The following is an 18526-nucleotide window of genomic DNA, read 5'->3' as shown; positions in this document are numbered from 1 at the left end:
CGGCAGAAAGATTAATATGCTTGGTTTCCTTGAAAAAGTTGCCGACTACACTAAAGAAGCAGTTAGTGCAGCAAAATATTTAGTCGACGGTCTAGGCGTTACGTTCGACCACATGCGTCGAAGGCCAGTAACGGTTCAATATCCTTACGAAAAGCTAATTCCCTCTGAGCGTTACAGAGGAAGGATTCATTATGAATTTGACAAGTGTATTGCTTGCGAGGTTTGCGTCAGGGTATGTCCAATTAATCTTCCAGTAGTTGATTGGGTAATGAACAAAGAAACCAAGAAAAAGGAATTGAGAAATTATTCTATTGATTTTGGTGCATGTATTTTTTGTGGAAATTGCGTTGAATATTGCCCTACAAATTGTTTGTCAATGACAGAAGAATATGAGCTAGCTGCGTTTGATAGGCATAGCCTTAACTTCGATAATGTTGCTCTCGGAAGACTACCAACAAGCGTAACTTCAGATCCTTCAGTTATTCCTCTAAGGGAATTGGCTTATTTGCCCGAGGGAATAATGGATCCCCATGAACTATCCGCAAACCAAAAAAGAGCAGGCAAGCTCCCAGGTGAAATTATAAAAGAACTACAAACAGAGAAATCACAAAAAGATGGTAAAAATAATTCGTCCGATATGGTTCAAAAAAAATTAAATTCTCCTAATTAATGAATATCGCTTATTCAACAGAATTAATTTGCTTTTTAATTCTCAGTGCTGTCATAGTTTCTGGAAGTTTGGCAGTTGTTTTATTAGAAAATATTGTTTACTCAGCATTTTTATTAGGCGGAGTATTTATGGCTGTAGCGGGATTATATCTTTTACTTAATGCTAGTTTTGTCGCTGCGGCTCAAATTCTTGTATATGTTGGAGCTGTGAATGTTTTAATATTATTTGCAATAATGTTAGTTAATAAGAAAGAAAAGTTAAAACCAATTTCAGGACTTAAAACCAGAAAATTGATATCTGGTGGAGTTTGTGGTGGATTATTAATTTTGTTATTGCGCGTTAGCATCACGACGAGATGGAACTTGCCTGGACCAACCTCTATTGGTGAAGAAGCAACTGAAAGAATCGGTGAACATCTATTCACAGATTATTTATTACCTTTCGAACTAGCATCAATTCTATTATTAATGGCTATGATTGGAGCAATTGTTCTAGCAAGAAGAGATGGCTCAATTTCAAAAGATAATATAAATGATTTCAATAAAGAAAAGTCCTTAATTGATAAAGAAATTCCTCTTCTTTCCGAAAATAGTCTAAAATGAATCAACTGTATATATAATTTTTATTCAATAAAGATGTTAGCAGCTTCAATCGTACCAGTACCTCTTCAAGCCTACCTTATAGTTGCTGCGTTCCTCTTCTGTACTGGTGTATGGGGATTAATAAATAGTAGAAATGCTGTAAGAGTTTTAATGAGTATTGAATTAATGTTAAATGCAGTAAACATAAACCTAATGAGTTTCTCATCCTATATAGACGGATCAATAATTAGAGGACAGGTATTTTCGATTTTTGTTATCACAGTCGCAGCGGCCGAGGCGGCTGTTGGACTAGCAATACTACTTTCTTTGTATAGAAATAGAGTTACTATTGATATGGAAAGTTTCAATCTACTCAAATGGTAGATAATATTAATGACAACAAATCTGATCTGGATCTTATATAGATCAGATAGCGATACTGCTTACAAAGAAACCTTAAATTGCAAGAAAATAATTGAAGGTTATGGAAGAAAGGTTTTATTTTCAGAAATAAGTAATGAAACCAACAATGTTAATCAATTATTTTCAAAATCTGAGGATTTACCTGACATCGCTCTTGTTTTAGGAGGTGATGGAACAGTTTTAAAGGCAGCAAGATATTTATCCCCGAGAAACATACCTATTTTAAGTTTTAATGTTGGAGGCAATCTAGGCTTCTTGACCCACGATCGTCATATATTAAAGCAAGAAAATTTCTGGGAACGCGTCACAAATAATAGATTTAACGTACAAAAAAGAATGATGCTTGAAGCAAATGTATTTACAGAAAAAAACAATAATGAAAGGACACTTAAAAGATCATTTTTTGCTCTAAACGATTTTTATTTTCGATCTTGCACCGATGAAATTGCACCTACTTGCTGTCTTGCGCTTGAAATAGATGGTGAAGGTGTTGACAAATACAAAGGAGATGGTCTTATTTTCTCGACCCCAACCGGCTCCACTGCTTATTCAATGGCAGCAGGAGGGCCAATAATCCACCCTTCCTTGGATGCAATAATCGTAAGCGCCATTTGCCCAATGAGCTTGGCAAGTAGACCGATTGTGGTCCCTCCTGAATCTCAATTAGTAATAAAACCCATAAGAGAAAAAAAGCAAAAAATAAAATTATGGCTAGATGGATCTGGTGGATGTCTAATTGAAGCTAATGATATATGTTTAATAAAGAAATCGAATCATTCAACATCAATAATAATTTTAGATGAGAATCTTTCTTATTATAAGACAATCACTCAAAAACTTCATTGGGCAAGCAGCCTTAATGAAAGCAATAAATAATAAGTTATGGGAATAGAAATCGAAAGAAGATTCTTAGTTAAGAGTGAAGAGTGGAAGTCTAAGGTAATACTAACTCAAGATATTAGACAAGCCTACTTAAATTCAAGTTTAGATGAATGGGCAACTCGAATAAGGATAATAAATAATAATACAGCATACATAACTTTAAAGTCCTCTTTAAATGGATTAGTAAATAACGAGTTTGAATATTCCATTCCTATCAAAGATGCTATTGAATTAATAAAATTATCAAAATATAAAATTATCAAAACTCGATATCAGCTAAAAATAAATAATAAAACTTGGGTAGTTGATCTATTTGATGGATCAAATTTCTCTCTAAAAATAGCTGAAATTGAATTAATGTCAGAATCCGAAGAAATCCAAGTGCCCTCGTGGTGTGGCAAGGAGATAACAGGCCTCAAATTACTAAGCAATGCATCTCTTGCAAAAATACCTATTTCAGAATTGTCTTTAAAAGATCGGCTGAAAACTAAAGATGAATAGCCAAAGAGCAAACGTTACTTTAGATTGTCTTTATAATTAACGCTAGTAGCAACTAGCAGCCTATGCACCTATTGCAGGAGGCCTAACTTGTTCGGTCTTTATGACAAAGAGGGTATACTTCGCTTTACTTGCACTGACAAGGAAGCTTGCATTGCATATGCAAAGTTATTTAATTTATCTTCAATTGAATTTTCTTTAATGCCACTATTAGAAAGTAATGAGGACGAAAATAATGAGATCTTCTAAGAATCTGTTTCATCTGGCAATGAACAACAATTAAACCCATCTCGGCATATCTTTCCATGATCCATTGCCCAGTTTAATAAAGCCACTCTGTTTTTTGAACCTGTTTTGGTGAACATATTACTCACGTGGTTGTCTACAGTTCTTTTGCTAATTGTCAGTTTTTCAGCAATCTCTTGATTAGTGAGGCCATCTGCAACCAATCCAATAATCTCCATTTCCCTAGCAGAGAGTCCCATGTGGGACGAATTAGAGATCTCTCCTGTAAACATTCCCCTCACTCACAACTCATTAATTAATACTACTTAGATTAGGGCCTTTAATCACCGATAGTAATTATCTAGTAAAAAATACATGTGAAATCTAAACTTCAAATTCGACTTGAATCTGGCTTATCAGCTATTACTGCTGAAATCATGCCTCCTAGGGGAGGAGATACAGCTTCGGCCATATCAAAAGCCGTCAAATTAAATGACTTTGTTCATGGGTTCAATGTTACAGATGGCAGTAGGGCAATCATGCGAATGAGCAGCCTAGCCTTGTGCAAACTGCTTTTAGAGGCAAAACTTGAACCAGTCTTGCAATTATCTTGTAGGGATAGGAATCGAATCGCATTACAAGCTGAACTACTAGGAGCCCACGCTTTAGGGATAAGAAATATCCTCTGTTTAACTGGCGATCCTGTACGGGTAGGAGACCAATCTCAAGCCAAATCAGTACAAGACTTAAACTCAATTGAACTTATCAATCAAGTCACATCACTTAACAAAGGAATAGATCCCGTGTCTGGTTCATTACCCGATGGCCAAACTAATTTGTTCGCTGGAGCCGCTGCGGATCCAAATTGCAGAGGATTCGATGGTTTACGAAGAAGAATAGAACTCAAAAAAAAAGCCGGTGCTAATTTCCTTCAAACTCAAATGGTTATGGACACCAAAGTGCTTGAGAGATTTTGTAAGGAAATAACAGAGCCTATGAAAATACCTGTTTTAGCTGGCGTCTTTCTTCTCAAATCTGCTAAGAATGCTCAATTCATTAATCGTGTAGTCCCAGGAGCATGCATACCCGAATCAATAATTTCCAGACTTGAGAGTGCATCAAACCCTCTTGATGAAGGCATCTCAATTGCTGCTGAGCAAGTAAAAAGTTTCCTAGGAATTGCTCAAGGGGTTCACCTTATGGCAGTTAAAGCAGAGCAACAAATACCGATAATTTTAGAAAGAGCAAATATTAGTTAGAAGAACCAATTAGGTCAGTTCCTAATAATTCAGCCATCGCTTTTTGTTGCGGTGAAGGTTCTCCTAGGTCCTGTCTTCGAGCATCAGTTATTAACCAATCTAACGCGGCTTCCTGTAAATCAAAATGATCGCCTTCTTTACCTACACAATATCTACCAAAAACTAACTTCTCTACAAGTTGCACTCCAGGTCCAATTAGTGAATAATCAAATATTATTGAATTGTCAATTGTTGCTCCTTCACAAATACAACAACTCGGACCAATCATAGAAGGACCAATAATAGTTACACCATCTTCAATCCTTGTCATTCCACCAACATATATAGGTCCTTTAACATTAATCTTATCCCAATTAGCTGCAACATTTAAACCAGTGTAAATCCCTGGTCTTACCTGCTTACCTGGTATTTCAACCTGTCTAACATCACCTTTAAGAACATTCCTTATTGCTCTCCAATAATCTGGAACTTTACCAATATCAACCCACTCAAAATCCATAGGCAAAGCATAAAAAGGTGCCCCCTCTTCTACTAACTTTGGGAACAAATCTGAGCCAATATCAAAGGGTTTCCCAGATGGTATATAATTAAAAACTTCTGGTTCAAATAAATATATTCCTGTATTAATAGTATCTCCTAGTGCATTATCAATAGAAGGTTTTTCTTGAAAGGCTTTAACACGATCTTCTTCATCTGTTACTACTACGCCATAACTACTTACTTGATCTTTTGAAACACGTTTAGTAATCAAACTGGCTAAGGCACCTTTCTCTTTATGTCTTTTTACAGCTTCAGACAAATCCAAATCAATTAGTGCATCTCCGCACAAGACAACAAAAGTATCATCAAAAAATTTTTGAAAGTCTTGAATTTTTTTCAGCCCACCCGCTGACCCTAATGCGTCACCAATTAATTCTCCATCTTCAATACGGCCTTCAAAGCTATATGCAATTTCAACTCCAAATCTTTGCCCATCTCGAAAATAATTTTCTATTTCTTCTGCTAAATGAGAAACGTTAACCATAACCTCAGTAAAGCCATGCTCCTTAAGGAGTTCCAACAGAAACTCCATTACAGGTTTCTGAAGGATAGGAATCATTGGCTTTGGAATCACATGCGTGATCGGCTGAACTCTGGTACCTTTCCCAGCCGCCAGGATCATCGCCTTCATAAGTGGTCTAACTGAAGCGATACAAGGCCAACATAGAATGCTGCCTCCAAAAAGAGCTAGGCAGCAGCCGGCGAGCCATCTGTCACGTCCAAAGATGCCAAAGGAAGTTGAGCAACCATTCCTGGTTCTAAAAGCCTCTTTAGACTTAATGGAGAAAACAAAGAATCTTTTTGATCAATCTCCACCTTGCCTTGAGAACATAAAAACAATAAAGCCCAAAAGACTCCAACTCTATCAGTATCCAAATCCTCTGAAGCTGAATCTTGACTCCACCTCTCAACTAATAATTCAAAATCAACCCAGTGCAAAGCTTGTTCCCAATCGTTAAGAAAAATTGCCAAAGCTGCAGTGGTTTCAGGTAATTTTTCTCGATGAGCAAGAGATGAAACTTGAGCAATAACTTCCCTATCAGTTAATTTTCTCTGTCGTAACTTTCTACGATTATGCAACTCATCATTTTTCAAAGATTCTGCAATGGTCTCAAGCTGGTTTATTAATTCTCCAAGCGTAACTGGCCTTCTAAAAGGTGGAGGGGCAACAGGCCTTCTAAATAGATGTCTTTCTGGACGAGAAGGTAATTGAAAAGTTTCATCTAGCCAACCTTGCTCCCCAAAATCAAATTCTGAATCATCTTGATCATCTACATCAACAGAGAATATTTCAGCTTCAAGGACCTCAGCCTTTAAGCCAACTAAGACAGAAGCGGCTAAAAAGGCTTCACTACTCTGAGCAAGATCAACTTCATAACTTCCACCATTTTGAATGAAATGTTCTGAAATCTTTTTTGGAATTTCAATCCGCTGTTTCAGTTGGTCAAGAAAACCATCAATAACAGGAATAACATCTACATCCCATGGATCAATATCACCTCTTTCAGCTGCATCTTGCAAAAGACGAATTGCAAGTCTCGCTCCAGAATCTGCAGTTTGACTTAAAAGATTAACTGGCAATTAAGACTAAGACTCTACAAGAAAGTTATCTCTTTGATGAAAGTTATGCCAGGTCAAAGGAATGATATTCAATCTAAAAAAGGAGCTTCAATAGTCCCAATTGATAAATTAGGACTACTTATAATCGTTGCTTGGTCATTTCTAATTCTCTCAACGGCTAACAAATCTCGTTTAACCAATCCATCAATCGATGAAATATAAGTATCAGTCATGATTTTTGGATACAAACCAATTCCAATAATAGGAACTAATAAACAAGCAATGATATAAATTTCTCTAGGTTCAGCATCTACCAACTTTGCTTTGGATATTAACTTCGCATTCTCTTTCCCAAAGAAAATTTCTCTGAGCATCGATAGTAAATATATGGGTGTCAAAATGACTCCTATTGCAGCTAATGAAGCAATAACAATTCTAAATGGGAGTGTATAAACTTCGTCAGTTACAAAACCAACAAAGACCATTAATTCTGAGATAAATCCACTCATTCCAGGTAAAGCGAGTGAAGCGAAAGCGCATGCAGTCCATAAAGCAAACATAATCCTCATGTTTTGACCAATACCCCCCATCTCATCTAATTGAAGCGTGTGTGTTCTGTCGTAAGTTGCTCCAACAAGGAAAAACAAACTTGCTCCTATTAGACCGTGGCTAACCATTTGCAACATAGCTCCACTCGTTCCTAAAGAACTAAAGCTTCCAATGCCTATCAAAACAAAACCCATATGACTTATGGAGCTATAAGCAATTTTTCTTTTTAGATTCCTTTGAGCAAAAGAAGTTAAAGCTGCGTAAATAATATTTACTACTCCAAGAACGATTAACAATGGTGCAAATTGAGCATGAGCATCAGGCAGCAATTGCGCATTAAATCTTAGAAGAGCATATCCACCCATTTTCAACAATATGCCTGCTAAAAGCATATGCACTGGAGCAGTGGCCTCTCCATGTGCATCTGGCAACCAAGTATGAAGAGGAACAATAGGAAGTTTGACACCAAAAGCAATTAGTAATCCTGAATAACAAAGCAGTTGAAACCCCTTACCAAAATTTTGCTGAGCCAAATGGGTATAGCCGAAATCTGGAATTCCTCCTCCTTGAAAGAAACCCATTGCAAGACCTGCAAGGAGAATAAATAACGAGCTTCCTGCTGTATAGATAATAAATTTCGTGGCTGCATATTGCCTTTTCTTCCCGCCCCAGATTGCAAGAAATAAATACACCGGAAACAACTCCAATTCCCAAGCCAAAAAGAAAAGCAACATATCTTGGACAGCAAATACTGCTATCTGGCCGCCATCCATAGCGAGGATTAAAAAGAAAAATAATTTAGGTTTATAGCTAACTGGCCAAGCTGCTAAAACCGCAAGAGAGGTTATGAAACTTGTAAGCAATATCAATGGCATTGACAAACCATCTGCGCCAACAGACCAAGTCAATCCAAGATTTGGAAGCCAATTAACTTTTTCATATAACTGCAAGCCTTCTTGACTCGGATCAAAACCTTTAAAGTAAGCAGCAACGGTAATTAGAAAAGTAATTAAAGCAATTATTAGGGCATACCATCGAACTTCTTTTCCTTCTCCTTTATCTGGAATAAAAGGAACGATTAAAGCTCCAACAATTGGGAAAAATATGGATAAACTTAACCATGGTAAATCGGCTTGAATTGGCTCAGGAATAAGCATTGTACCTAGGTTCAAACTTGCATTGAAAGCGAATTCCAAGACTCGAAATTAATCACCACTTTTTGAGTTTAGAAATTATGAGATTATTGGCACCCTATAGATAGGGGATGAAACACACACCTAAAAAAATTATGTAAATTATGTCCCAATAACGCCAAAAAGTGCGACCAAAGCAATCACTCCTCCAAAAACAATCAATGCATAAAACTGAGCTCTTCCTGTTTCAAAATACTTTAGACCTTCTCCACTACCGAGAGTCAGCAATCCAGTCAGATTAACTACTCCATCAACTACTTTTGCATCAACTTCAAGTACTTCTCTAGCGAGCTTTCTACTACCTTTTACAAAAATTTTCTCATTAATATCATCCAGATACCATTTGTTTTGAAGAAATGAATTTATTTGAGGATATTTTTCAGAGAGAGAGACTCCAAGATCAAATCGTTTAAGGTAATAAGTTAAAACTGCCAAAAGTATTCCTGCAGATGAGATAGCCACAGAAGCAGTAGCAAGTGGGATAAATTCTCCCCAGCTAAACTTTTCTGCAGCTTCAATAGCCTCAAGAGGGTCTAACAAGTTTGCAAAAACACTGTTCCAAGGAACTCCTATAAATCCAATCAAAACAGAAGGAATTGCCAAAACTGCCAAGGGGAATGTCATAGGCCATGCAGATTCATGTATCTTGCCAACTTCATGATCTTCATGCTCATCATCTTGCTCTTTACCTGCCAGAGAAAGCAAAGCAAGCTGCATCTCTTTATTTTCACCACGGAAGTCTCCTTCAAAAGTTAGAAAATATAGACGAAACATATAAAAAGCAGTCATTCCAGCCGTTAAAAAACCAATAAACCAGAGTATTGGAAAACTATTAAAAGCTTGACCAAGAATTTCGTCCTTACTCCAAAAACCTGCAAGAGGGGGGATACCACTAATAGCAATACAGCCAATGAAAAAGGTTATTGCCGTAATGGGCATTTTCTTACGTAAACCGCCCATTAATCTCATATCTTGAGCAAGAATTGGTTCATGACCAACCACCTCCTCCATTGCATGAATCACTGAACCTGAACCAAGGAATAACATTGCCTTAAAACATGCATGGGTAACTAAATGGAACATTCCGGCAACTGGTGCTCCACATCCCATCGCTAACATCATGTATCCAAGTTGAGAAACAGTGCTATAAGCTAATCCTTTTTTTAAATCCATTTGTGTCAAAGCAATTGATGCTCCTAAAAAACAAGTAATTGTCCCAATAATTGCTATGAACAATCCAATAAAAGGAAACTGGCTAAACAAAGGCTCAAGCCTCGCTACTAAAAAAACTCCCGCTGCAACCATTGTTGCCGCATGGATTAAAGCAGATATGGGAGTTGGGCCTTCCATTGCGTCGGGCAACCAAACATGCAGAGGGAATTGTGCGGACTTTGCCATTGGTCCCATAAAAACAAGAATACAAAGGGTCAAAGCAGCCCATATTGGCACTGTCCCGGCACTAACTGACTCTGATAAACCCTTAGCAATTCCATTAAAATCAAAACTTCCAGTTGCCCAAAAAAGACCCAAGATGCCGAGCAATAACCCAAAATCTCCTACTCTGTTAACGATAAAAGCCTTTTGAGCTGCATGCGCAGCACCATCTCTGTCGTACCAAAAACCAACAAGTAAATATGAACACATTCCAACCAATTCCCAAAATACATATATTTCAAGCAAGTTAGGACTAACTATTAACCCAAGCATAGAACTGCTAAATAAGGCTAGATAGGTAAAAAAACGAACATACCCAGGGTCATGTGCCATATAACCATGGGAATAAATCATTACCAACAAAGCAATAGTCGTAACAAGAGCAAGCATTACGGCTGCTAAAGGGTCAATCACATATCCCATTGGCAACTCAAAAGAACCTGCACTTGCCCATATGAACAAGTGTTCAACTTGAGGCTTGCCTGAAAGTTGCTCAGCCAAAACTGCATAGCTAATAAATGCAGAGGCACCTACAGAGGTTAAAAGTGTTATTGCAACGGGTTTTCGTGAACGATTAAAGAGGTCGTTAAAACTAATTAATCCCAAACCAATCAAAACTGCCCCGCAAAGAGGGAGGAGAGGAATTAACCAAGCAAAATCTGCAGCCGAATGCATCCAGCTAAATCATATTGATATGATTTTAGGCAATTCTTGCTAGTAATTCAGTGAAATCAAAAGAGAGAAATCTCTCAGCTCCAACAGAAATAAATTTATGGGACCACCAGAAAAAGAACACTGCAATGAGAATGCCCATTTGAGAAGGCCTGATAAATTCTTTGATTTCTAATTTTTGTCGTCCATCCAACACAGCCAAAAATGGAACTACTGATGTTTTTTTCTTCACATCCTCAAATTCTTGCCCGAATTTGAGACTAAGTCTTCTATCACCATGCCAAATAGCAAATAAATGATGAGCAATTAATCCCAAGCAAGTTACAAGAGTAAAACTTGTGCCTATCCAAAGTAAATGCGCGAAACACCAAATAATTTGACCAATTGCCTGAGGATGGCGAGTAATTCTAATAATCCCAGTAGCATAGATTCTAACTTTGGGTCTCAAAACAGCTGGAATTTCTAAAAGGTTATATGTAGCTGGATATAGGAAAAGAAAACTTATTGCACTCAAAATCCAAATCATTGGAATTAATTCGCTAACTCCCTGAAAATTCCAAAATCTAACTCCGTCGTAACGATGAGCAATAAAATAACCAACCAAAATAACTGCTGAGGGAATACTTGCAAAAGCAAAAATCAATCTCCATGCTCTTGCACCAATTAAACCTTCTGCCCTCACCCTTAAAGCAGCGCCCCCACTATGAATAACGGCAAAACAAAACAAAAGTAATATCATCACACAACTCGAACCATGCGTATCTAAAAATGCCATTCGTCCTTTTAAAAGCCTCTCAAAAAATTATTAGATCCATACCGGATCAACAGTTGGTGTTGTTTTTCCCTAAATTTTACTTTAATAACTGCCATGCAGGCCTGCCACCATGGCCGAAATTCCATTCACTCTTGACCAACTAAGAATCCTCAAAGCAATTGTTGATGAGGGAAGTTTTAAAAAAGCTGCTGACAGCCTGTTTGTTACTCAGCCAGCTGTTAGTTTGCAAGTGCAAAATTTAGAAAAACAATTAGAAATTGCCATATTTGACAGAGGAGGAAGAAAAGCTCAATTAACTGAAGCTGGAAAACTTCTTCTTAACTATTGCGAAAAAATTTTAGGAGAGTGCCAAGAGACTTGCAAAGCCATTGAAGATTTGAACAACCTCAAAGGGGGCTCTCTAATTATTGGAGCCAGCCAAACTACTGGTACTTACTTAATGCCAAGAATGATTGGGCATTTTAGACAAAAGTATCCAGAGGTTTCTGTTCAACTTCAAATTCATAGCACTAGAAGGACAGGGTGGAGCGTTGCTAATGGCCAGATTGATATAGCCATTATTGGAGGCCAACTTCCATTAGAACTAAACGAATCATTACAAGTAATTCCTTTTGCAACTGATGAATTAGCTCTTGTTTTACCTACTAATCATCCATTGGCAAAGTCAAAAGTACTTACAAAAGAAGATTTATATAGTCTAAGATTTATAACTTTAGACAATCAATCAACGACACGAAAAGTAGTTGATCAACTTCTATCTTCCTCGGGACTAGATGTGCAAAGATTACATATTGAAATGGAATTAAATTCTCTGGAAGCGATAAAAAATGCTGTTCAATCAGATCTTGGAGCCGCTTTTCTTCCAGTAGTATCAATTGAAAGAGAACTTTCTGGAGGAAGTATCCACAGAGCCATTGTTGCGGATCTAGAAGTAAAAAGAGAACTAAAAGTAATCACTAATCCAGGGAGATATTCATCAAGAGCTGCAGAAGCCTTCACTAATGATATTCTGCCTTTATTTGCTAGTTCATTTTCACCATTATCTAATGATGAAATTTAAAATTGTATGGCTTCCTTATTAATACCAACAGCATCTTCTTCAGCTCCTTTAATTATAAATTTATTCTCGTTAACATCTGCTTGATAAACGCAACGAACAATTGGCTGATCCCTAATAGAACCAATATAAGCAAATGTATTCATTCTCTGTTTACACTCTCTAACATCATCGTTATTTATGGCTCCTTGCTTTTGCAATACAGTCCAGTTTTCCCTTCTAATTACACAACCAGGTTGAAGAGCTGGTTGTGTAACAAAGCTTGTAGAAGGATTTAGGGTCGTATACATTTCAACATCAATCACAAAAGCACTAGCCCCGTATTGCCTACAAAAGTCTGGATCTGGAACTGCCATATCGAGCTGTTGCTGACTTGCAATATTTCCCTGACCACCTGAGGTTGTGCTTGTTATGAGGCTACCAATACCAACACCAATAACCAAAACTCCAGCCAAAATAGCAACTGAGTTAGAGTTTATTTTTATTCCGCCACCACCACCACCAGAAGGGCCAGAGGCATCAAATCTACTTCCTCTTTGTTCGTATTGGTTTCTAAAATTCGAATTATTTCTAGGATTAAATTTATTACCTTCTTGTCTTCTCGCAAGATCTGATCTTCTACGAGATGGGGGACGGCGATCGTAGGGACCTTGATTCATAGTAATTCTTGAGTTCGAGGTAATCCCATGGAGTAATTCATAACCCTACTATCTGGGTTATAACTGAGTTCTCCATCTTTAAGCAACTTTCGAATAAAATCTTCTAGCAAGGATCCTATCTTTCGCAAGCTGTAATCACTCAACTCTTTATCGTCTTGAGAAGAAACAAGTTCCCGAAAATAATCTTGTACCTTTCTAATGGATTGATCTTCCCAAAGAAATTCATTATCAGGATCAATATCCAAAGTCAAATGACCATTATCTAAAATTAAATCTTCATTTTCTACTACTGCAGTAAAAATTCTTACGTGGCGTGTTGTGCACTTAAGGATAGTGTCGCTCATGAATTTAAAACAACAAACCGAAATTTATACTGCAAATTTAACGACCTTAACCCTTGTTGGGTGGTCTTACTTACTAAAGTTGTTAAATACTCTTTTATTTAAGTATGCGGGTAGCAATTGCTGGAGCCGGATTAGCAGGACTTTCATGTGCAAAATACTTAGCGGATGCAGGTCATTCTCCATTCGTTTATGAAGCAAGAAACGTACTTGGTGGAAAAGTTGCTGCTTGGAAAGACGAAGATGGGGATTGGTACGAAACTGGTTTGCATATATTTTTTGGGGCATATCCAAACATGCTTCAGCTTTTTAAAGAGTTAGATATTGAAGATCGTCTTCAATGGAAAAGTCATTCTATGATTTTTAACCAACCTGAAGAACCTGGAACATATAGCCGTTTTGATTTCCCAGATTTGCCTGCTCCAATAAATGGAGTCGCAGCAATTTTAAGCAACAATGACATGCTTAGCTGGCCAGAAAAAATTTCATTTGGGCTGGGGCTAATACCTGCTATGTTGCGCGGCCAAAATTACGTAGAAGATTGTGATAAATACTCTTGGACCGAATGGCTAAAAAAACAAAATATTCCAGAAAGAGTAAACGACGAAGTTTTTATCGCAATGAGTAAGGCCCTTAATTTTATAGGCCCTGATGAAATTTCCTCAACAGTATTGTTAACTGCCTTAAACCGCTTTTTACAAGAAAAAAACGGGTCTAAAATGGCATTCCTTGATGGAGCCCCACCAGAAAGACTTTGCCAACCAATGGTTGATCACATAAAAGCTTTAGGAGGCGATGTATTTTTAAATAGCCCACTTAAAAAAATCAATTTAAAAAGAGATGGCACAGTTGAAAATTTCTTGATAGGCAGTGCTAAAGAATCTCATGGAAAAGAAATTGAAGCGGACGCATATGTCAGCGCAATGCCGGTAGATATTTTTAAAACAATTTTGCCAAGTGAGTGGGCTTCTAAAGATATATTCAGAAAACTTGAAGGTCTGAAAGGAGTTCCAGTTATTAATATTCATCTTTGGTTCGATCGGAAACTTACCAATATTGACCACCTTTTATTTAGCAGATCTCCGCTCTTAAGCGTTTATGCAGACATGAGCATAACTTGTAAAGAATATGAGGATCCAAATCGATCCATGCTTGAATTAGTCTTTGCGCCTGCAAAAGACTGGATTAGTCGTAAAGATGAAGAAATCATCGATGCAACAATGAAAGAATTGGCTAAGCTTTTCCCTAGTCATTTCTTAGGGGAAGATAAAGCTAAATTAAGAAAATATAAAGTGATAAAAACACCGCAATCGGTCTACAAAGCAGTTCCTGGATGTCAAGATTTACGGCCTGATCAAAAGACTCCTATTAGCAACTTTTTCTTAACGGGTGATTATACAATGCAAAAATATCTTGCTTCCATGGAAGGGGCGGTGTTAAGTGGGAAACTATGTGCGGAAAAGATCGAATCTGAACTGACATAGGTTCTTCTTAGTCTTAATGTATCAATAGCAATTTATTTAAAATTGCTATTCGAGAGATTAATGCAAACTAAAAAACTTACAAACTTTTAATTTTGGTGCAGCCTTCTGTGAATTTAGAGGATGCCTATGAGGCTTGCAGAAAAGAAACTGCACAATGGGCCAAGACCTTCTACCTTGGCACTATGTTGCTTCCTCCTGCCAAGCGCAGAGCAATATGGGCCATTTATGTATGGTGCCGTAGAACTGATGAGTTGATGGATAGCACTGAGGCTCAAAAAAAATCAAAAAATGAGTTATCAGATCGACTAAATAAATGGGAAGACAAAACAAAAAAGGTTTTTGCTGGTAATACTGAAGATGATCTTGATGCAGTCTTAGCGGATACTCTTCAAAAATTCCCTCAATCTATTCAGCCCTATATCGATATGATAGAAGGCCAGAGAATGGATCTAGATACAACTAGATATAAAACCTTTGAAGAACTTAAACTCTATTGTTATCGAGTTGCTGGAACGGTTGGGTTGATGACTCAAGGAGTAATAGGAATTGATGCTGCCTATACGTCCAATCCAAATAAGCCATCTCCAGATACTTCAAAAGCCGCTATCGCTTTAGGAATTGCGAATCAATTAACAAATATTCTTAGAGACGTCGGCGAAGATAGAGGAAGAGGGCGTATATATCTCCCTTTAGAGGATCTAGAAAAATTCAATTACTCAGAAGAAGATTTAATGCAAGGAAAAATCAATGAGAACTGGAAAGCTTTAATGTCTTTTCAATTAGCAAGAGCGAGAGATTGGTTCCAAAAGTCTGAAGAAGGAATAAAATGGCTGTCAATAGATGCAAGATGGCCCATATGGACATCATTAAGGTTATACAGCGGAATACTAAATTCAATTGAAAAATTAGATTATGACGTCTTCAATAATCGTGCTTATGTAAAGGGATGGGTTAAAGCAATAAACCTACCAATCTCTTATCTGATAACTATCAACGATGAAAAATATAAACTTAAAACACTAATTAGTTGAATATCTATACAGGGGTTTTTTGATTAGCTAATAGATCCTTCAATTTTGATAGTTCTCCAGCCCATCTTGGATCGGGAGCTTCTTTAATTGGTGCATCGCTATGTACAACTTTCTTAACATCTTTACGATTAGAACCTCTATTACCATTATTGGAACCTCCTCCTCTTCTTGAGTTACTTGAATTGGAATCTTTACGTTCAGAACGCTCAACCCTCAATTTATTCCCATTAAATTCATACCCATTTAATTTCTCAATAAGCTCATTTGCAATATTCTCATCCTTAATATTTGCGAAACCAAATCCCCTACAAGCCTTGGTATCTCTATCGAAAACAGCTTTAAATTTTATGCCATCACCTATAGATGCTAGGAGGGCTTCAAGTTCTTTAACGTTGACATTCTGCGGCAAATTACCGATGTAAAGGCGGACGCTCATTTAGAAAAAGGGGATAAAATGGCTACGGCATACGGCCGAGATGAATTTGATTTGTGTGTAGTTAATCACATAGAGGGGGAATTCTCTAAGGTCCATTTACGAGCGACCTCCAAAGCCTCTTGATTTGTAAAGAATCGACCATAAGCTCTTTCCTTAGAAAGATGTCTCATAAGCTTCCCCAATAAAGGGCCATGAGGAATATCAAAGACTTTTTGAAGTAAATTCCCATCCAAAGGATAAGAAGGATGAAAGAGAGGGTCAGAGAGGTCTTTCCAGCGTTTTAACCAAACGTTTCTATGTTTCTGATTCAAAAAAAGAATGAATGATGGCAAATCCTCTTCCAAATCAAGATGAAGCTGAAACCTGTCATCCTCTGAAAGATTCTCTAAACCTAGGCAATTGGTTTTATTAACCCAAAATCTCAGATTTTTGCATTTTTTAATTTGATTTTTACTAAATCTCAATCTTGACAAACCCTCATCACTAAGTAAAGATATTAATTTTGCTAAAGGCTTTCCAAGTATAAGCTCTTTAGATAAATTTTCTTGTTTTTTTATCTCATAAGAAGGGAGCTTAGCTTCATTCCAATCTCTCAATATTTGAAGTTCTAAATAAGTTTCCCAAACTGTAGGATTCCATTCTGAATTAACTATTTTTAAAATCTCCATTTTCATCCTTTCCGGCGCAACATTACTTAATTTATCTTTATTAGTTTTTAAAAACCTTTTGGTTTTTCCCTCTATCTCAAAATCCAACTCACACATCAATCGAAAACCTCTAAGAATTCTCAAAGGATCATCAATTAAGTTCTTTTCACTTATTGCAACAATTCTCTTATTTTTTAGATCATCTATTCCTCCTGTTGGATCAAATATCTCTGGCGTTTCTCTAATCATTAAAGCAATTGCATTAATTCTAAAATCACGTCTTAATAAATCATCTTCAAGAGTTGCTCCAACCTGTCCAGCAAAATCAAGAGTCCATCCATTAGTAACTAACCGAGCGATATCCCTCTTTTGATCAAGCTTTATAAAAGTAGCATTAATTTTCTTTGATAAGTTTTCACTAAATTGAATAGCTTCTATTGGTATCACAAAATCCAACTCAGGTTTTTGACTCAATTTTTTCAACAATCCATCTCTTACAGATCCCCCCACCAAAGCACTTCCAGCAGGCAAATCGGCTATGGATATTGGCCAATCTTTTGGATTTAAATCTCCAAAAAGATCATTTGATAGTAATGTGTTCTTACTTATCAAAATGACTCCTAGGTTTTATTTTTATAGCTATGTGCATCTGTGTTGATTGTGCTTGGGTAGATAGATGCAAGACCTACTTCACAGTTGAAGAGAATCACGGCGTCAAACACATTTCCAAAAATCCAGATTTTCAAGGCACTAATCCAAAAATTCATATCAATATTTTGGATATGCCTGAGAGCGAGATAGGAATTGAATGGGATGTAAGAGGTTGTGATAGTTTTCTATTAGACAAAGGGAAATGGAGCAGACTTCGTCCAGGAGAAGAAATACCAAAGTAACAATTATAATAAATCCATTGCAAGATTTCCATAGCTCAAATTCAAAATATTTATTAGCTTTACATAGCTGCTCAGAATCCTTTGGAATTGCCATTAAAGATATTAAGAATCCAGAAAATATAATAAATAGTGAAGTATTTAATATCGGACGCTCCTTATCAAACAAATTATTTAGTTGTATAGAAAACATTCTACCTAGAAAATTTTGGAAGCAAATAATTCGTATTTCAGTAGCAAAAGGCCCTGGAAGTTTTACAAGCACAAGATTAACCATCTCAATGGCAAGAACACTTGCTCAGCAAATTAATTGTTCATTAGATTCACTTAGTACATTCCATTTAATGGCTCAAAGACTTTATAGAGATCTTGATCAAAGTCAAATAAAAAATCCGTTTTGGATAAAAGATTTTTTGCCACGAAGAGGCTTTGTAGCTGGACAATATAAACTAATTAAAATTCACCAAGAAACAAATTATCATGAATTTACTGAAATCATTCCCCCTAAATTGATAATCAATGAAAAAGAAATAAATCCTTCAATTAAAGCTTCTAACAATATTGAAAAAGATATTATTTCACTTATAGATTTTTCTCAGTATTGTCAAAATTCAAAAATTAACTCTCATTGGGGAGAAACATTGCCAATTTATCCAACATCACCAATAGATAATAAATAAAAAATTTATAAGTTACAATATTCTCTTATTATCGAGATAG

The 18526-nt window shown here is 36.6% G+C and carries 22 protein-coding genes; 12 read left to right on the top strand and 10 right to left on the bottom strand.

Annotated features, from left to right (window positions below; all coding sequences use genetic code 11):
* Nucleotides 1–16 precede the first annotated feature (16 nt).
* From ndhI to AC6EI0_RS08935, 6 genes are all read left to right on the top strand, one after another.
* Nucleotides 17–670: an NAD(P)H-quinone oxidoreductase subunit I gene (gene ndhI / locus AC6EI0_RS08960; RefSeq protein ID WP_498522208.1), complete on the top strand. Its 654-nt coding sequence runs from the start codon at nt 17–19 to the stop codon at nt 668–670.
* Nucleotides 670–1272 (top strand): NADH-quinone oxidoreductase subunit J, encoded by a 603-nt coding sequence (locus tag AC6EI0_RS08955; RefSeq protein ID WP_498522207.1) that lies wholly within the window; start codon nt 670–672, stop codon nt 1270–1272. Before ndhI ends, AC6EI0_RS08955 begins: the two co-directional genes overlap by 1 nt.
* Nucleotides 1273–1305: 33 nt before the next feature.
* Nucleotides 1306–1635, top strand: coding sequence for an NADH-quinone oxidoreductase subunit NuoK (nuoK, locus tag AC6EI0_RS08950; RefSeq protein ID WP_498522206.1), 330 nt, complete (start codon nt 1306–1308; stop codon nt 1633–1635).
* A gap of 9 nt (nt 1636–1644) precedes the next feature.
* The gene (locus AC6EI0_RS08945; protein WP_498522205.1) at nt 1645–2550 is read left to right on the top strand and encodes an NAD(+) kinase; all 906 of its coding nucleotides are present in this window, start codon (nt 1645–1647) and stop codon (nt 2548–2550) included.
* A 6-nt stretch (nt 2551–2556) separates the two neighbouring features.
* Nucleotides 2557–3057, top strand: a complete 501-nt coding sequence (locus tag AC6EI0_RS08940; protein WP_498522204.1) for a CYTH domain-containing protein — start codon at nt 2557–2559, stop codon at nt 3055–3057.
* Between the two features lie 87 nt (nt 3058–3144).
* Nucleotides 3145–3303, top strand: a complete 159-nt coding sequence (locus tag AC6EI0_RS08935) for a hypothetical protein (RefSeq protein ID WP_498522203.1) — start codon at nt 3145–3147, stop codon at nt 3301–3303.
* Here AC6EI0_RS08935 and pedR read toward each other — a convergent pair.
* A complete protein-coding gene (gene pedR / locus AC6EI0_RS08930) occupies nt 3300–3572 on the bottom strand; it encodes a photosynthetic electron transport-dependent transcriptional regulator PedR (RefSeq protein ID WP_498462044.1) in 273 nt (90 codons plus the stop codon). The genes AC6EI0_RS08935 and pedR overlap by 4 nt on opposite strands.
* Nucleotides 3573–3656: 84 nt before the next feature.
* On the opposite strand from pedR, the gene AC6EI0_RS08925 reads away from it, so the two are divergent.
* Nucleotides 3657–4538: a methylenetetrahydrofolate reductase gene (locus AC6EI0_RS08925; RefSeq protein WP_498522202.1), complete on the top strand. Its 882-nt coding sequence runs from the start codon at nt 3657–3659 to the stop codon at nt 4536–4538.
* Here AC6EI0_RS08925 and AC6EI0_RS08920 read toward each other — a convergent pair.
* From AC6EI0_RS08920 to AC6EI0_RS08900, 5 genes are all read right to left on the bottom strand, one after another.
* Nucleotides 4531–5709: a sugar phosphate nucleotidyltransferase gene (locus AC6EI0_RS08920; protein WP_498462042.1), complete on the bottom strand. Its 1179-nt coding sequence runs from the start codon at nt 5707–5709 to the stop codon at nt 4531–4533. The two genes, AC6EI0_RS08925 and AC6EI0_RS08920, sit on opposite strands and share 8 nt — an antisense overlap.
* Nucleotides 5710–5765: 56 nt before the next feature.
* Nucleotides 5766–6659, bottom strand: a complete 894-nt coding sequence (locus AC6EI0_RS08915) for a segregation/condensation protein A (RefSeq protein ID WP_498522201.1) — start codon at nt 6657–6659, stop codon at nt 5766–5768.
* 68 nt (nt 6660–6727) lie between these two features.
* A complete protein-coding gene (locus AC6EI0_RS08910) occupies nt 6728–8344 on the bottom strand; it encodes an NAD(P)H-quinone oxidoreductase subunit 4 (protein ID WP_498523528.1) in 1617 nt (538 codons plus the stop codon).
* 138 nt (nt 8345–8482) lie between these two features.
* Nucleotides 8483–10489, bottom strand: coding sequence for an NAD(P)H-quinone oxidoreductase subunit 5 (locus AC6EI0_RS08905; RefSeq protein ID WP_498522200.1), 2007 nt, complete (start codon nt 10487–10489; stop codon nt 8483–8485).
* 25 nt (nt 10490–10514) lie between these two features.
* Entirely contained in the window at nt 10515–11261 is a 747-nt protein-coding gene (locus tag AC6EI0_RS08900; protein ID WP_498522199.1) for an NnrU family protein, read from the bottom strand.
* Nucleotides 11262–11370: 109 nt separating this feature from the next.
* Between AC6EI0_RS08900 and AC6EI0_RS08895 the strand changes: the two genes are divergently transcribed.
* Complete coding sequence (locus tag AC6EI0_RS08895) at nt 11371–12321, top strand: LysR family transcriptional regulator (RefSeq protein WP_498522198.1); 951 nt, start codon at nt 11371–11373, stop codon at nt 12319–12321.
* On the opposite strand, the gene AC6EI0_RS08890 is transcribed toward AC6EI0_RS08895, so the two are convergent.
* Together AC6EI0_RS08890 and ndhM are read right to left on the bottom strand one after the other, a co-directional pair.
* Entirely contained in the window at nt 12318–12977 is a 660-nt protein-coding gene (locus tag AC6EI0_RS08890; protein WP_498522197.1) for a DUF3172 domain-containing protein, read from the bottom strand. The genes AC6EI0_RS08895 and AC6EI0_RS08890 overlap by 4 nt on opposite strands.
* Nucleotides 12974–13321: an NAD(P)H-quinone oxidoreductase subunit M gene (ndhM, locus tag AC6EI0_RS08885; protein ID WP_498520291.1), complete on the bottom strand. Its 348-nt coding sequence runs from the start codon at nt 13319–13321 to the stop codon at nt 12974–12976. Before ndhM ends, AC6EI0_RS08890 begins: the two co-directional genes overlap by 4 nt.
* A gap of 104 nt (nt 13322–13425) precedes the next feature.
* Here ndhM and pds point away from each other — a divergent pair, with 104 nt between their 5' ends.
* Nucleotides 13426–14802: a 15-cis-phytoene desaturase gene (pds, locus tag AC6EI0_RS08880; RefSeq protein WP_498522196.1), complete on the top strand. Its 1377-nt coding sequence runs from the start codon at nt 13426–13428 to the stop codon at nt 14800–14802.
* A 92-nt stretch (nt 14803–14894) separates the two neighbouring features.
* Complete coding sequence (locus tag AC6EI0_RS08875) at nt 14895–15833, top strand: phytoene synthase (RefSeq protein ID WP_498522195.1); 939 nt, start codon at nt 14895–14897, stop codon at nt 15831–15833.
* 4 nt (nt 15834–15837) lie between these two features.
* On the opposite strand, the gene AC6EI0_RS08870 is transcribed toward AC6EI0_RS08875, so the two are convergent.
* Complete coding sequence (locus tag AC6EI0_RS08870) at nt 15838–16269, bottom strand: RNA recognition motif domain-containing protein (protein WP_498522194.1); 432 nt, start codon at nt 16267–16269, stop codon at nt 15838–15840.
* A gap of 65 nt (nt 16270–16334) precedes the next feature.
* Nucleotides 16335–17528: a tRNA nucleotidyltransferase/poly(A) polymerase-related protein gene (locus tag AC6EI0_RS08865; RefSeq protein ID WP_498522193.1), complete on the bottom strand. Its 1194-nt coding sequence runs from the start codon at nt 17526–17528 to the stop codon at nt 16335–16337.
* Between the two features lie 29 nt (nt 17529–17557).
* Here AC6EI0_RS08865 and AC6EI0_RS08860 point away from each other — a divergent pair, with 29 nt between their 5' ends.
* Both AC6EI0_RS08860 and tsaB read left to right on the top strand, forming a co-directional pair.
* Nucleotides 17558–17809 carry a Ycf34 family protein gene (locus AC6EI0_RS08860; RefSeq protein WP_498522192.1) on the top strand — a complete coding sequence of 84 codons (252 nt, stop codon included), beginning with the start codon at nt 17558–17560 and terminating at the stop codon, nt 17807–17809.
* Nucleotides 17770–18486, top strand: coding sequence for a tRNA (adenosine(37)-N6)-threonylcarbamoyltransferase complex dimerization subunit type 1 TsaB (tsaB, locus tag AC6EI0_RS08855; RefSeq protein WP_498522191.1), 717 nt, complete (start codon nt 17770–17772; stop codon nt 18484–18486). The genes AC6EI0_RS08860 and tsaB overlap by 40 nt, the downstream gene beginning before the upstream one ends.
* Nucleotides 18487–18526: the final 40 nt, after the last annotated feature.

Source organism: Prochlorococcus sp. G5PB11, assembly GCF_059772425.1.
This window is presented reverse-complemented; position numbering and strand designations above follow the sequence as displayed.